The sequence below is a fragment of the Sphingomonas sp. Leaf357 genome (genome assembly GCF_001423845.1).
Taxonomy (GTDB): Bacteria; Pseudomonadota; Alphaproteobacteria; order Sphingomonadales; family Sphingomonadaceae; genus Sphingomonas.
This window is the reverse complement of record NZ_LMPM01000001.1, coordinates 938,749-953,474: the sequence shown is the minus strand read 5'-3', so window position 1 is coordinate 953,474 and position 14,726 is coordinate 938,749. Positions and strand designations below refer to the sequence as shown.

The 14,726-nt window shown below is 63.8% G+C and carries 12 protein-coding genes and 1 pseudogene; 7 read left to right on the top strand and 6 right to left on the bottom strand.

All coding sequences use genetic code 11. The features are described from left to right. Positions 1–17: 17 nt before the first annotated feature. Positions 18–1,349 carry a spinster family MFS transporter gene (locus ASG11_RS04540; protein ID WP_055775722.1) on the bottom strand — a complete coding sequence of 444 codons (1,332 nt, stop codon included), beginning with the start codon at positions 1,347–1,349 and terminating at the stop codon, positions 18–20. A 211-nt stretch (positions 1,350–1,560) separates the two neighbouring features. Between ASG11_RS04540 and ASG11_RS04535 the strand changes: the two genes are divergently transcribed. Continuing rightward, positions 1,561–2,346 (top strand): crotonase/enoyl-CoA hydratase family protein, encoded by a 786-nt coding sequence (locus ASG11_RS04535; protein WP_055775719.1) that lies wholly within the window; start codon positions 1,561–1,563, stop codon positions 2,344–2,346. A gap of 51 nt (positions 2,347–2,397) precedes the next feature. Here the strand turns inward: ASG11_RS04535 and ASG11_RS04530 are convergent, their stop codons facing one another. Further along, a complete protein-coding gene (locus tag ASG11_RS04530) occupies positions 2,398–3,288 on the bottom strand; it encodes an amidohydrolase family protein (protein ID WP_055775716.1) in 891 nt (296 codons plus the stop codon). Positions 3,289–3,482: 194 nt separating this feature from the next. On the opposite strand from ASG11_RS04530, the gene ASG11_RS04525 reads away from it, so the two are divergent. Then, positions 3,483–4,652, top strand: coding sequence for an acyl-CoA dehydrogenase family protein (locus ASG11_RS04525; protein WP_055780275.1), 1,170 nt, complete (start codon positions 3,483–3,485; stop codon positions 4,650–4,652). Between the two features lie 16 nt (positions 4,653–4,668). Further along, complete coding sequence (locus tag ASG11_RS04520) at positions 4,669–5,139, top strand: DUF3237 domain-containing protein (RefSeq protein WP_055775714.1); 471 nt, start codon at positions 4,669–4,671, stop codon at positions 5,137–5,139. A gap of 14 nt (positions 5,140–5,153) precedes the next feature. Here the strand turns inward: ASG11_RS04520 and ASG11_RS04515 are convergent, their stop codons facing one another. Continuing rightward, positions 5,154–6,023 carry an alpha/beta fold hydrolase gene (locus ASG11_RS04515; RefSeq protein WP_055775711.1) on the bottom strand — a complete coding sequence of 290 codons (870 nt, stop codon included), beginning with the start codon at positions 6,021–6,023 and terminating at the stop codon, positions 5,154–5,156. Positions 6,024–6,027: 4 nt separating this feature from the next. Beyond that, complete coding sequence (locus ASG11_RS04510) at positions 6,028–6,795, bottom strand: enoyl-CoA hydratase/isomerase family protein (RefSeq protein WP_055775708.1); 768 nt, start codon at positions 6,793–6,795, stop codon at positions 6,028–6,030. 197 nt (positions 6,796–6,992) lie between these two features. On the opposite strand from ASG11_RS04510, the gene ASG11_RS04505 reads away from it, so the two are divergent. The 3 genes from ASG11_RS04505 to ASG11_RS04495 are packed head-to-tail and all read left to right on the top strand — an operon-like array spanning position 6,993 to position 9,861. Then, positions 6,993–8,537 (top strand): class I adenylate-forming enzyme family protein, encoded by a 1,545-nt coding sequence (locus ASG11_RS04505; protein ID WP_055775706.1) that lies wholly within the window; start codon positions 6,993–6,995, stop codon positions 8,535–8,537. Positions 8,538–8,539: 2 nt separating this feature from the next. After that, positions 8,540–9,274: an SDR family NAD(P)-dependent oxidoreductase gene (locus ASG11_RS04500; protein WP_201781274.1), complete on the top strand. Its 735-nt coding sequence runs from the start codon at positions 8,540–8,542 to the stop codon at positions 9,272–9,274. Next, positions 9,271–9,861 (top strand): SDR family oxidoreductase, encoded by a 591-nt coding sequence (locus ASG11_RS04495; protein ID WP_055775698.1) that lies wholly within the window; start codon positions 9,271–9,273, stop codon positions 9,859–9,861. Before ASG11_RS04500 ends, ASG11_RS04495 begins: the two co-directional genes overlap by 4 nt. 45 nt (positions 9,862–9,906) lie before the next feature. Here the strand turns inward: ASG11_RS04495 and ASG11_RS04490 are convergent, their stop codons facing one another. Continuing rightward, positions 9,907–11,568 carry a flavin-containing monooxygenase gene (locus tag ASG11_RS04490; protein ID WP_055775696.1) on the bottom strand — a complete coding sequence of 554 codons (1,662 nt, stop codon included), beginning with the start codon at positions 11,566–11,568 and terminating at the stop codon, positions 9,907–9,909. A 287-nt stretch (positions 11,569–11,855) separates the two neighbouring features. On the opposite strand from ASG11_RS04490, the gene ASG11_RS04485 reads away from it, so the two are divergent. Continuing rightward, entirely contained in the window at positions 11,856–14,045 is a 2,190-nt protein-coding gene (locus ASG11_RS04485; protein WP_082472580.1) for a TonB-dependent receptor, read from the top strand. Here ASG11_RS04485 and ASG11_RS18260 read toward each other — a convergent pair. Then, a pseudogene (locus ASG11_RS18260) lies at positions 14,045–14,638 on the bottom strand (hypothetical protein); the annotation flags it as partial. The gene ASG11_RS04485 and the pseudogene ASG11_RS18260 sit on opposite strands and share 1 nt — an antisense overlap. Between the last annotated feature and the right edge of the window lie 88 nt (positions 14,639–14,726).

The window sequence follows — 14,726 nt, the reverse complement described above, 5'->3', positions numbered from 1 at the left end:
TTTCGGTGTCGTCCCGTTCAGGCCATCGCGTCGACGTGCAGTCGCTTGCGCGCCGCCCAGAAACAGGCGGCGGCACCCAGCCCGGCCAGCGTCCCGCAGGCCATGCCCAAGCGCAAGCCGCCACCGGCGCCGAGGCTGGGAGCGAAGGCATCGCTGAGCAGGCCAACGCATAGCGGCCCCAGTCCGAGACCGACGATATTGAAGACGAACATCATCAACGCCGATGCCGTCGCCCGCGATCGTGCCGGGGCTAGGCCGAGCGCGGCGGCATAGGCGGCGCCGGTCCAACTCGAATTCAGCGCGGATGCGGCGGCAATGAGGACGATCGACGCCCATATGCCGGGAACGAACATCGCCGCGAACAGCAGCGGTGCGGCAAGCGACGTACACAATGCGGGCAGCAGCACATGCGCGGCGTCGTTCCGCCGGGCCCATGCATCGGCGACACGACCGCCGATGATCGCACCGCCGATCCCCGCCACACCGCCGCTCAGCCCAAGAGCGAGGCCGAGAAAGCCGATCGGTTGCAGACCCATATTCTGCGCAGCGTCATTCAGTTGCAGCGTGTGGTTGCGCAGGAAGAACGAGGCGTAGAACGAACTCAGGCCGTAGAAGACAAAGGATGCAGCGGCACCACCCGCGCAGACGAGCATGAAGCTGCGATTGGTGAGAAACAGCCGCAGAATACGCCAGAACCCTTCCGGCTCGACGCCCGCAGATGCGAGGTCGCGGACGGCGGCGCGGCGCGGCTCGGGCAAAGTGAACAGAGCCAGCAGCGCTAGCGCAAGGCCCGGAATACCCGCAACGAAGAACACCGCGCGCCAGCCCCATTGCGCCGCGACGAAGCCGCCCATCGCCATGCCGAGCAACTGCCCCATCGGTGCGCCCATCGAATAAAGCGCGAGCGCACTCGCGCGCCGGGCCACCGGCACGATGTCCGAGATCAGCGAATGGGCGGGCGGCGTGCACCCGGCCTCCCCCAGCCCGACACCGATGCGCGCCAGCAGGAATTGCGTGAAATTCTGCGCGATGCCGCACAAGGTGGTCATGATACTCCAGCTGACGACGGCGATGCTGATGATTCGCGAACGATCGCCCCGCTCCGCCCAGCGCGCGAAGGGGAAGCCGCACAGCGTGTAGAGGACCGCGAAGGACAGTCCCGTCATCGCGCCCAATTGCCAGTCGGCGAGGCCGAATTCCGTCTTTATCGGTTCGGCAACGATGTTCACCACCTGCCGGTCGACGAAGTTGAACAGATAGATCGTGGTCAGCAGGGTGAGCGAATACCGATAGCCGATCGTGGCGGCGGTGCCCGTCGGGGCCTCCGGCAATATTCGCTCGCGCTTCATACCGTCTCCTGATCTTCGCCACGGCGGGCCCTGCTCTCTGCCGGAGCATCATGCCGGACCTATGCGCCCCGCGCGGGTTGCGCACCTTCGCGCCGCGACCGACCGGCGGAATTGCATATATAAATGATTGCCGATCGACCGCCGCCCCGATGACGACGTCCGCGCGATAGTCCAGATCGGGTGCGAGACGAGGCCCCAAGGAGGAACGAACATGTCGGCTGACCAGACGATAGCGCCCAAGGTTCTGGTGGAAACCGTAGGGCCGGTGACCACCATCATCATCAACCGCCCCGAACATCGCAACGCGGTGGACGGCGAGACGGCGCTGCTGCTGCGGCAGGCTTTCGTGGATTTCGACGCGGACGACAATGCAAGCGTCGCCGTGTTATGCGGCACGGGCAGCAGTTTCTGCGCGGGCTACGACCTCAAATTTCTCTCGTTGAACGGACTGGAAGACGATCCGGGCGAAGAGGGCCCAATGGGGCCGAGCCGGATGTTGGTCGGCAAGCCAGTGATCGCGGCGGTGGAGGGCTATGCCGTGGCCGGCGGGTTGGAACTGGCGTTGCTCTGCGACATGCGCGTCGCATCGGAAACGGCGGTCTTCGGCGTGTTCTGCCGCCGCTGGGGCGTGCCGCTGATCGATGGCGGCACGGTGCGCCTCCCCCGCGTGATCGGACAGGGCCGCGCGCTGGACATGATACTCACCGGGCGTCCGGTCGACGCGCAGGAGGCGATGCTATTCGGCCTTGCCAACCGGCTGGTGGGTGCCGGCGAGGCGCGGCATGCCGCCGAGGAGCTGGCGTTGGAGATCGCGCGCTTCCCGCAGGTTTGCATGCGCAGCGACCGGATGTCGGCGCAGGAGCAATGGTCGCTGCCGCTGGGCGCGGCGTTGCAGCACGAAGCGAAACTCGGTGCGGCGGCGCGGTTGATCGCGGGCGACGGCGCGACGCGCTTCGCCTCGGGCAGGGGGCGTGGCGGCGACTTTTCGGAACTGTGAGACAACGCAGGCAAGTGCCGTGGTCCAAACGGCCCACGGTGGCTTGCGACCTTAATCGATCGCGTAGAACAGGTTCGCCGTGCCGCGAAACAGCGCCGTGCGGTCGTCCTCCCGATCGGCGGTGGTGATAGTGTCGAACGCGTCCCATACCGCGTCGTAGGTTGCGTGCAGGCCGTCGACCGGAAAGTTGCTGGCGAACATGCAGCGGGCCGGGGTGAACAGGTCGATAACATGCCGGACGAGCGGGCGAATGCTGTCGACCGTCCAGCCATGATCGACCATCCCCAGCCCCGATATCTTGACCAATGCGTGCGGCAGTGCGGCCAGTTCCGCCATGCCCTCCAGCCATGTTTCATGCTCTGCCGGGGTGCGGCGCAGCGGCAGGCCGGCATGGCCGACAACCAGGCGCGTCCCCGGTTCGGCTGCCGCCAGTCCGGCGAGTTGCGCAAGTTGCGCGGGCGCGGCCATGACCTCGACCGACAGCCCGCGCCGCCCGAGTTCGGCATAGCCCGCGCGCCAGTCCGCCCCGGCCAACACGTCAGGTCCGCCCACCGCGGACATTGCGGGATCGGCATCCCAATTGACCATCGCCCGCACACCCCGGAACAACGTCGAGCGCATATGCACATCGAGCGCCTGCTCGAGATCGGGCGAGGCCAGATCGACCCGCCCGACGATGGCATGCGGGAAGCCATGCGTATCGGCGAAGGACTGGACATGGGCGGTTTCGGCGAGCGGCGGATCGAAGTGCGATTCGACATAGACGGAGCGGGTCACGTTCTGCCCTGCCGCTAGCGGCAGGAATTGTTCCGCGTCGAAATCATGCTTCAGCCCGCCGGTATTGCCGATCATCCGCTCGACCGAGGGCGCGCGCAGCATCGGGTAATGCGGCGAATCCTTCCGCCACAGGTGATGATGGGCATCGGTCTTCTCGATCTTCATGCCACGCCCCTCCAGTGCGATTCTTTGGCACGCACGGTAATGCGACCCCGCCGTCCGCGTCCGCCTCCGCGCGAAAAAATCCGCAGGCATTACATACGCAATTGCTCCGGGCGTTCGCAGTGTCCGTTCCCGGCAGCGCGGCAAATCGCGCTAGTGTGCCCGAAGAACACAAGGACAAGACGCGGGATGAGGCCATGAACCTGGACTTCGACGACACTGAACTGGCCTTCCGCGACGAGGTGCGGGAATTCTTCGCGGAAGCCGTCACGCCCGCGCATCGCAGCCGCCTGCGCGCCGGTCTCCGGCTCGATCCGGTCGAGATCGTCGCCTGGCAGAAACGGCTAGCCGCGCGCGGCTGGGCCGCGCCGACCTGGCCGGTTGAACATGGCGGGTGCGGCTGGTCACCGACACAGGTCTATATTTTCGAACTGGAGGCCGCCCGCGCCGACGCGCCGATCCAGTTCCACCAGGGGCTGGAATTGATCGGGCCGATCATCTTCACCCTCGGCACGCCCGAACAGAAGGCGAAATACCTGCCGCGCATCTTGTCGGGCGACGATTGGTGGTGCCAGGGTTACACGGAACCGGGCGCCGGATCGGATCTCGCCGGTTTGAAGACGCGCGCCGTCCGGGACGGCGACGATTATGTCGTGACCGGCCAGAAGATGTGGACCAGCTACGCACACGTCGCCACTATGATGTTCTGTCTCGTCCGTACATCGACCGAGGCGCGCAAGCAGAGCGGCCTTTCCATGCTTCTGATCGACATGAAATCGCCCGGCCTGAAGGTCCAGCCAATCGAGACGATGGACGAGAAGCGGCATAGTAACGAGGTGTTTCTGGACGAGGTGCGCGTGCCCGCCGCCAACCTGATCGGCGAAGAGGGCAAGGGCTGGGATTATGGCAAGGTGCTGCTCGACCGCGAGCGCAGTTTCGGCGCCGCGTCCGCGCTCCGGCTGAGCCAGCATCTGCGCGGGCTCCGCGCGGCGGCGGCGGAACGAGGCGTGATGGGCGATCCGGTATTTCGCGCCGCGCTCGCCCAGATCGAGATCGAGACTCTCGCGGTCGAAATGATGGTGATGCGGCTGATGGCGGATGCGTCGGCCGGCAAGGATTCGGGGCCCCGCGCGTCGATGCTCAAGCTGCGCTGGTCGGAATTGCTGCAGGCGATCACCGAATTGTGGTTCGAGACTCTCGGTTATGATGCCGCAGCATTTCGCGCGCTCGACAATTCCACGAATACTGTCGACGCCGATCTGGGCTATGCCGTCCAGGGTGCGCTCAACTCCCGCGTGACGACCATTTATGGCGGATCGAGCGAAATCCAGCGTAACATCATCGCACGCCGTAACCTCGGCTTGTGATCAAGAGGAGACCGGAATGATCGAACAGCTGAACTGGGCCCCGTTGTTCGTGATGACGTTGCAGGTGGGCTACGACCGGGCGCAACGTTTCGGCACTACCCCGATCGGCTATCGCGCCTGCTTTCCGGTCGATGGCGGCAGGGTCGAGGGTGATCGCCTGCGCGGCGCGGTGAATGGCGGCGGTGCGGACTGGATCACCATCCGATCCGATGGCGTGATGATGATCGACGTGCGCCTGACGCTGACGACGCATGACGGCGCGCTGATCGGCATGACTTATACTGGTCTTGCCCGCGCGAAGGACGCTGCGCACGCCGAACGCTTCCGCAACCGCGAAGTGTTGAGCTTCGAGGAAACCTTTCTCCACACCACGCCGCGTTTCGAAACCGGCGATGCGCGCTATTCGTGGCTGAACGACGTGATCACCGTCACCAACGGCATGCGATCCGCGACCGGCGGGGTTTATCACGTCTTCGAGATTCTGTGATCCCGCGCCCGGCGTCAGCGCCCGGCGTTGGCAACCAGCAGATCGATCCAGCGATCCCATAACTGCGGCGGCCCCTCATGCGCCATGTCGTCCAGTACGGCGAGGCGCGCGTTAGGGATCGCCGCAGCGGCTTCCTCAGCGAGGGCGAGCGGGATCACTTTGTCCATGCGACCGTGGATGACCTGCACCGGCAGTGTTAACGCACCGAGCCGTTCTCGCAGATCGGGCGCGGCCAGCCCCAGCATGAAATGGCGCGCGATAGACCCCTCGGGCACGCCCCGTTCGAACGCCTGCACCGCGCCAGCCCGGATCAGCGGCTCGTCAAAATATTCGGGATTGCCGAGCGCGCGTGCGGTCTCCACCTGCCGATTCGCAAAATGCTTCGCATCGGCGAAGCGTTCGGCGTCAAGCCGTTGCAGGCGTTCGAGCGGCAGCCCAGTACCGATCGCGCGGGAAAAGGCCATGACTAGCGTCATCGACGCCACCCGGCCCGGATCGTCCAGTGCCATCAACTGCGCGACATAAGACCCAAGCGAGCGGCCGAGGAGATGGGCGTGGTGGATACCCGCCGCATTGAGAACCGCGAACGCATCGGTGGCCAGTGCCTCGATGCGATAGGCAAGCGCGGGCTCCTGTCCTGCCGCGACCGCCGCCGCGACCCCGACCGCGTCCGAACCTGCCCTGGCGAAACCCGTCGATAGCCCGGTATCGCGCTGGTCGAACCGCACGACGGAAAAGTCCCGCGCGACGATCGCGGCGCAGAACGCATCGGGCGAATCCACGCTCTGCTTGCCCGCGCCGTTCAGCAGCAGCACAGCCGGTTGCGCGGGATCGCCCAGCACCTCGTAATACAGGCGGACATCGCCCTGCGTGGCGAACGGCATGGTCTCAGCGCCCCTTGAACACCGGCGCGCGCTTTTCCAGCACGGCGGTGCGCGCTTCCACGGCATCCTCGGTCTTGGACAGACGCACGGTGTTGCTCTGTTCGTAGCGATAGCCGTCGCGGATCGAAAGATTGCCGACCGTTACCAGCGCATCCTTGGCCAAGCCTATCGCGATCGGGCTTTTCGCGGCGATGTTGTGCGCCAGATCCATGCAATAGGGCATTAGGCCCTCCAGCGTAGGGCAGGCCACGGTGATGCCGAGCCGGTAGAGTTCCTCCGCCGGCACGCGGTATCCCGTCAGCACCATCAGGCTGACCAGCGAATGGGGAAACAGGCGCATGGCGTGGCGCGCACCGCCCATCAGCCCAACATCGATTTCGGGCAGGCTGAGATAGGAATTGTCCGACGCGACGAGGATGTCGCACACCGCTGCAAGGCCGAACCCGGCCCCGATCGCCGGACCGTTGATTGCCGCGATCACTGGCTTCTTGCACTCCATGATCGAATACATCGCCTCACGCGCCAGGCGCATCCGGCCCCACATCGTGCCGGGTGGCGCATCGGGGCCGGGCCGTTTCTTCAGTTCCGCCCCGGCAGAGAACATCTTGCCGGTGCCTGTTAGGATCACCGCGCGCACATCGTCGCGGTCGCTGAACGAATCGAACTTCTCCATGATCTCGGTCATGAATTCCGGCGGCTGCGCATTCACCGGCGGATTGTCGATCGTGACGACGGCGACATGGTCGGACACGTCCAGGCGGAGCATGTTCATAGCGGGCCTCCCTAATGTTTCGGTTTGGTTGTTTCCAGCCGGGACCATGCCGCCGAACCGCCGGCAATCCCAGACACCGCAGATCGATGGCCGAGACATTACAACCATAATTCGCGAGGCCGCGGCCCCGCCCCGGATCGCCCGACACTATGCGTCTGCTAGAGTATCCGGAACGAAGACGAACGGAGCGGACGGCGATGCTGATGAGCGAAATGGTGCAACGTGGCGTGCAGCAATTCGCCGACCGGACCGCGATCCGGTTCGGTGACGAGGCGCTGACCTTCGCCGAGGCGCACCGATGGTGCAACCGCATCGCCAACGCATTGATCGCGACCGGCCATGCGCCGACCGGCGCACGCATTGCGCTGTTGCTCAATAACGGCCTCTTCAGCATTCCGCTGGACTTCGCCTGCGCGGCGGCCCGCCTGACCCGCGTGCCGCTCAACGCCCGGCTTTCGGCGCGCGAACATGCGCAGATGATTACCGGCGCGGGGGCGCAAGTGCTGGTCTACGGCCCCGATCTGGGGGATCGCGCCGCCGACCTCGCTGCATTGCTGCCCGGCCTCGCCCTGCTGTGCCTCGGCGAGGACAGCCGCGCGGCGAACCTGCTCGCGCTGGCCGAATCCGCTGACGCCACCGGTGTCGACCGCATCGTCGAGGCAAAGGACGTGGTGCTGGCGCTCTACACCTCGGGCACCACCGGCTCGCTCAAGGCCGCGTGCCACACCCAACGGAGTTGGGCTGCCGTTGCGACCAACATCCTGGGCAATTTGGTCGAGGTGCGGCCCGGCGAGATGATGCTGCACGCCGCCTCGCTAATCCACGCAAGCGGCACGATGGTACTGCCTTATTGGGTGCGCGGCGGCATCGCCGGGGTGCTGCCGAATTTCGTGCCCGAAGACTATTGCGCCGCGGTCGAACGCTGGCGCCCGGCGGCGGTCAATCTGGTGCCGACGATGATCGGCATGCTGCTCGACCTGCCGGGCATCGCGGCGCGCGATTTCGGATCGATCGACACCATCGTCTATGGCGCATCGCCGATGCCCCGCGCCACGCTCCGCCGCGGGCTGGACCTATGGGGGCCGCGCTTCACGCAATATTACGGTCAGAGCGAAGCCCCGTTGTGCATCAGCGTGCTGACCAAGAGCGACCATGAGGGGCCGGATGCCGACCGCCGCCTGCTGTCGTGCGGCCGCGTCAGCCTTGATTGCGAAATCAAGCTGATCAGCGAAGACGGCGAGCGGGTCGCGCCGGGCGAGCCGGGCGAGATCCTGGTCCGTGCGCCCTTCGCCATGATTGGCTATCACGATGCCGCTGCGCTCAACGCCGAGACAATCACGCCGGATGGCTGGATCCACAGCCGTGACATCGGGCAGATCGACGCGGACGGGTATCTCTATCTCGTCGACCGCACCTCCGACATGATCGTTTCCGGCGGATACAACGTCTATCCCCGTGAAGTGGAAGATGTGCTGATGAGCCACCCATCCGTGCGCGAGGCGGTGGTCGTTGGCCTGCCGGACGACAAATGGGGCGAAGTCGTCACCGCCTTCGTCGCCGTGCGCGAGGGTATGCAGGCCGAACCGGGCGAACTGATGGATTTCGCGCGTGCGCAACTCGCCGGGTACAAGGTGCCCAAAGATGTGCGTTTCATCGCCGAGGTGCCCAAGAGCGCGGTCGGCAAGCTGCTACGCCGCGCCGTACGCGATCCGTTCTGGGCCGGTCGCGAGCGCAAGCTGTGAAGGTGGCGGGACGGCAGACCGCCATCGTCACCGGCGCGGGCCGGGGCATCGGCCGTGCCGTCGCGGAGCTGCTAGCCCGGGACGGCTATCGCACTATGCTGGTCGATGTCGATGCCGAGGTCGCCGAAGCGAGCGCCGCCGCATTGCGGTCCGCCGGGCTGGATGCGCTGGGTCACGGCCTCGACATCCGCGACCGGATGGGCGCGCGCGCGCTCGTCGCTTTGCTGGGCAGTGTGGACGTGCTGGTCAACAACGCGGCGATCGCATCCGACATGGTCGCGGTCATGAACCTGACGCAGGAAAGGCTGCGCGAGATGATGGACATCAACCTGCGCGGCACCTTCACCCTGTCGCAGGAGGTGATCGCGGCGATGCCATCGGGCGGGCGCATCGTGAACATCGCATCGCGCGGTTACCTGGGGGGCGCGGGCGCGTCCCATTACGTCGCCAGCAAGGCGGGCGTCGTCGGGCTGACCCGCGCGATGGCGGTCGAACTGCGCTGGGACGGCATCAACGTTAATTGCGTCGCGCCGGGTATGGTCGATACGCGCATGATGGCGAGTTTCACTGACGAGATGCGGCAGAAGCTGGCCCGTCGCGAACCGCGTGGCCATGCCGCCTCGCCGGGCGAACTGGCCGATGTGATCGCCTTCCTCGCCTCACCGGAGGCCGTGTTCGTCAACGGCCAGGTGCTGCTGACCGATGGCGGCAAGAATCTTGGGATACCTCCGCTATGACCGCTTCTCTCCCCTCCCGCGCCGCGCTCGTGATCGGGTCCGATCGTCCGTTCGGCGCGCAGATCGTTCAGGCGCTCGAAGCCGAAGGTCATGACGTCGCACGTTCCTTCGCAGAGGCGGCGGAGACATTGCACATGCTGGTCGTCAACACGCCCGTCACTCCGCGCCATATCCGCTTCCGCGACATGACCGATGCCGATTTCTCGCTGCCGCTCGCGGAGCAACTTTATGACTTCGTCGCCGCGGTACAGTTCGCCGCGCCGCGCATGCGCGGTGGCGGATCAATCGTGCAGGTCGCATCGAAGGCGCATCTCGGGACGTGGGCCGGCGTCGATATCGCGGCGGCGGGTGCGGCGAGCGTCGCCATGACGCGCTCGATGGCGATCGAACTCGGCGGAAGGGGCATCCGCGTTAACACGCTCGCGCCCGATTATGTGGACGAACCGTGGAACGACATTACCGCCCGAGAGGATCTTGCGGCGACCGTCGCATGGTTGGGCGGCGAGGCCAGCCGTCTCGTTTCCGGCGAGGTGATCCTGCTCAATCAGGGCCGCAATCTTCAGATGGCGCTGGCGGCGCTCCGGTAACCGCAGGCCACGGCGCCGACGACCGGCACCGTGGCCCGCGGTGGGTCAATCCTGATTGACGAGCGACCGCTGATCCTTGAACACGAAGCCCGCGTAATTGTCGGAGGCGGCAGCGTTGCACATGTCGATATAGCGGGCGAAGCCGCCCGCGAAAATCGGGAAGAAATTCGCCTTTCCGGGGATGTTCGCGCCGACATACCAGGATTTCGCCTTGGGGATCAGCGAGCGGCCCGCAATCTCAATCAGCAGGTCCATGTAACGATCCTCCGCCTCGATGGTCGGCTCGATCGTGGCTTGGCCGCTGGCGCGCATGTTCAGGATGCAGCGCGTAATCCAGTCCGCATTTTGTTCATTGAGGATGACGAAATTGGCCAGCGCCGATGGCCCGTTGGCGCCAGCGATCATGAACAGGTTTGGAAAGCCTTCCATCATCAGGCCGAGGTAAGAATGTGCGCCACCGGCCCATTTCTCGCGCAGGCTGCGCCCGCCCCTGCCCTTAATATCCACCGCCAACATCGCGCCCGTCAGCCCGTCATAACCGGTCGCGCCGATGATGATGTCCAGCGGGATATCGCGCTTGCCGGTACGGATTCCGGTTTCGATGATTTCCTCGATCGGCTCGTTAATGCAATCGACCAGCAGCACGTTGTCGCGGTTGAACGTCTCGTAATAATTGGTGTCGAGACAGGGGCGGCGCGAGAAGATTGGGTAGCCATGCGGCGTCAGCACTTCGGCGGTGTGCGGATCGTTGACCGCCTCGCGGATTTTCCCGCGCACGAATGCGGCGACCACATCGTTGGTCTGCTGATCGTACAACAAATCGGAAAACAGGCCGAAGATCGTCTGGCCGCCAGCGTTCCACCCGTCCTCCAGCAATTGCTGCGCTTCTTCGGTCGTCACGCTGAACATCGGGCGCGTTGATACCGGACGCATACCGCCGGTGTGAGTGGCCTTGGCGATGGTGCGCAGCCGCGGATAATGCTCCTTCACCTGCGCCATATATTCTGGCGTCAGCTTGCTGTTGCGCATTGGGATCGTGAAGCTGGGCGTACGCTGGAAGACGGTCAGATGTTCAGCCTGCTCGGCGACCACGGGAATGGCCTGGATGCCGGACGATCCCGTACCGATGATGCCGACGCGCTTGCCGGTAAAGTCGACCGTGCCGTGCGGCCAGCGACCCGTGAGATAAATCTCGCCGCCGAACTTCTCCTGCCCGGGAACGTCGATGCCCTTAGGGATCGACAGCGGCCCGGTCGCCATGATGCAATAGGTCGCTTCGTAAATCTGGCCCTGATCGGTTTCGACCACCCACATGTTGTGCGCATCGTCAAACACCACGGATGTCGCGCGCGTGGAGAAGCTCGTGTCGCGACGCAGATCGAGCTTTTCGGCGACGAAGCTGGCGTAAGCAAGTATTTCGGGCTGGGCGGCGAACTTTTCGCTCCAGGTCCATTCCTGCTGCAACTCGTTCAGGAACGAATAGCTGTAGTCGATGCTCATAACGTCGCAGCGCGCGCCCGGATAGCGATTCCAGTACCAGGTGCCGCCGACATCATCTCCCGCTTCGATGGCGTGGACATCAAGACCGGCTTCGCGCGCAGTATGCAGCATGCACATGCCGCCGAACCCCATGCCGACGACGAGTGCGTCAAGACGTCTCCTGGCCGGGTGCTGGCGCCCCGTCTCGATTGTCGCCGTTTGCACCATCGTCTATCTCCCGCTTCGCCCCGACAAGGGCTTGTTTTCGGGAGTTGATCTAAGCTCGGATATGACGCCGGACCATTGAAGGCCGGTCAAACGGCCAAACATTACATCCTTATATTTGCTCGTGCCCACGCGGCTATTTCAACCGATCCGAGGCTCCTCGCCTTCGAGCCCAATCACGATCCCGATTAGCAAGAGTGCAATTGCGCGGGCCTCGGCCCCCTATCGATTGCAGCCGTCCGACAGATGATGTCTGTGCGCCAACAATAAAAAAATTGGGGAGGACGATCATGACTGCACACACCGTTCACAGCGCCGCACGGAAGATCGGTTCGGGGATCAGCGCCCGACGCAACATCTTCGCATTACTGGCGGCGACTGCGCTCACCGCCCCAGTCATCGCAAATGCGGCCCCGCTTCAACCAGCGTCGGATGCCGCCGCCCCCGCTCCGCAAGCCGCACCTCAGGCAGCTCCCGAGCCGGCGAACGAAGGGTTGCAGGAAATTATCGTCACGGCGCAGCGTCGTTCGGAGAATATCCAAAAGGTGCCCGTCTCGGTCGTCGCGATCACCGCGGAGGACGCGCAGGTGCGCGGCGTGACCGGCACCCAAAGCCTCACCGCATCGGTGCCCGGTCTGGTCATCACCAGCCCGGCGAACGTCGGCAATCCCTATCTGCGCGGCGTCGGATCGGCCCTGTTCGATCCGAGCGCCGAACAGGCCGTCGCCATGTATATCGACGGCGTCTACATCTCCGCACCGCAGACCAATATCTTCAGCTTCAACAACATCCAGCAGGTCGAGGTGTTGCGCGGGCCGCAAGGCACATTGTTCGGTCGCAACGCCACCGGCGGCGTGATTCAGATCACCACCCGGCGCCCCTCGGCGGATCCGCATGCCGATCTCAGCGTCGGGTACGGCAATTACGACACCGTCACCGCCTCCGCTTATGTGACCGGTGGGCTGGCCAAGAACCTGACCGCCGATTTTGGCGCGCTTTATGAAAATCAGGGCAAGGGCTTCGGCCGCAACTTGACGCTGGGTGTCGACCAATATCATCAGGCGCGCGGCAATTATAGCCTGCGCAGCAAAATCCTGTTCGAGCCGACTGCGGAAACCAGCTTCACCCTCGCCGGCGACTATGCGCATTCTGTATCGACCAATGCCTATCAGAAGCCGCAGGGCGCAATCTCACCGATCGACGGCAGCACCTATCCGGGCAAATACAACAGCCTTAACGATTATTACAACCGCAACCGTGTGAATACGGGCGGCGTGTCGTTCCGCATCGATCAGGAACTTGGCGCGATCAAGCTGATGAACCTCGTATCGTATCGCAAGACGACCGTTCAGTACGATCTGGACAATGACGTGACGTCGCGGCGCGTGGCCAACGTGCAGCTCAACCCCACCGCTCACAATTTCTCGGAGGAAATTCAGCTTTCTGGCCCGAACACCGGCAAGATCAAGTGGATCGTCGGCGCCTATTATTTCAACTCCGTTGGCCAGTATCAGTCAGTCATAATCAACGGCAATCGTTCGAGCGAAGACCAGCAGCACGCCATCTCCTATGCCGGTTTCGGCCAGGTAACCGCTGAGTTGCTGCCCAAAACCGAGTTGACGCTCGGCCTGCGCTATACCACGGAGGATCAGACTTTCACGCAGACTTACGCCGTTTCGCAACAGCTTAAGCAAAGCTTCAGCAAGCTGACCTACCGCGCGGCGCTGAACCACCATTTCACCGACGATATTTCGGCCTACGCGTCCTACAATCGAGGCTTCAAGAGCGGCGGTTTTAATCTCCGCCTACCGGGCAACAGCTTCCAGCCCGAAACGCTGGACGCCTACGAAATCGGCCTCAAGACGGAATTGTTCAACCGGCGCCTTCGCTTCAACATCGACGGTTTCTATTATGATGACAAAAACGTTCAGGTGCTCAGTTCGTTTCTCGGCGGCACGATTACCTCGAACGCCGCCGCCGCGCACATCAAGGGCATCGAAGCGGATTTCGAGGCGGCACTGACCCGCTCGTTTCGCCTGTCCGGCGGGTTTTCAATACAGGACGGCAAATATGCCAGCTATCCCAACGGCATCGCGCTGACCCAAAACGGGGTGCGCCTGCCGCCGCAAGACCAGCGCGGCAATAAGACGATTGTCACCCCGCCCTTCTCGGGCACTGTGACCGCTGCCTACAATGTGGACCTTCATGACGGCGGACGGCTGCAGCCATCCATAACGGTCGTCTACAATGACGGGTTTTTCTGGCAATCGGACAACCGTCTGGTGCAACCGGCTTACACGATGGTCAACGCGTCGCTGTTGTGGACGTCGGCGGACAAGAAGTTCGATGCGCGTATCTGGGGCAAGAACCTCAACAATGCCGAATATTACATTGCCCGCCTCGGTGTAACCGGACTGGGCGATGTGCAGGAACGGGGCGCCCCGCGGACTTTCGGTATCACACTGGGCCTGCATATATAGGCATTTAATCCCGGCATCTGGTGGATCGGATCGACGAAGATTCGGTCTGGCTTTGAGGTCCAGATCTTGGCGATGTATTCGTCGGGTGTGAGGCCGCTGAGCGTCTTAAGCCGTTGGACAATGTTATGGGCGGCCATAAAGTCGGCGAGGCGCGTCCGCAGCTTGTCGTGACCTTCGTAATGGAAGCGTTTGACGGTGGCTTAATTGATCGTGCAGTTCATCCGCTCGACCCCGGCCTTCACCAGGGCAGGCTCTAACCGTTCGTTCAAGGATGGTTCGCCTTGGTGAGCCGGTGTTCGATGTCGTGTGTATCGCAGATAATATCGAAGCGCATCTGGCGCGACCACGCGGTGTTTCGGTTGTGGGATCGACCGCTGCAGGGCGTAGAGGCAGTCATCGAGCGGCAGCAGCATGTGCCGCCGGAACGCGACGACCATCGCCTTCTCGGCTTCTGTCTTGGTCGATGAATGAGGGGCCTTCGGCCCAGTCTTCAGATCCAAGACCGTCGCCCTCTTGCGCCACTTCGCCACCGTTTTGGAGTTGATCCCCAGCTCCCGGCTCGGCGCCGTGAGCGACGCGTGCGATCGCTGTATTGCTGCTCTAACGGCGTGCGTGGTCGTGTCGCACTCGTGACGAACCTGTCCCACAAGGCCTCCTTCCAATCCAACGGAAAGATCGCAC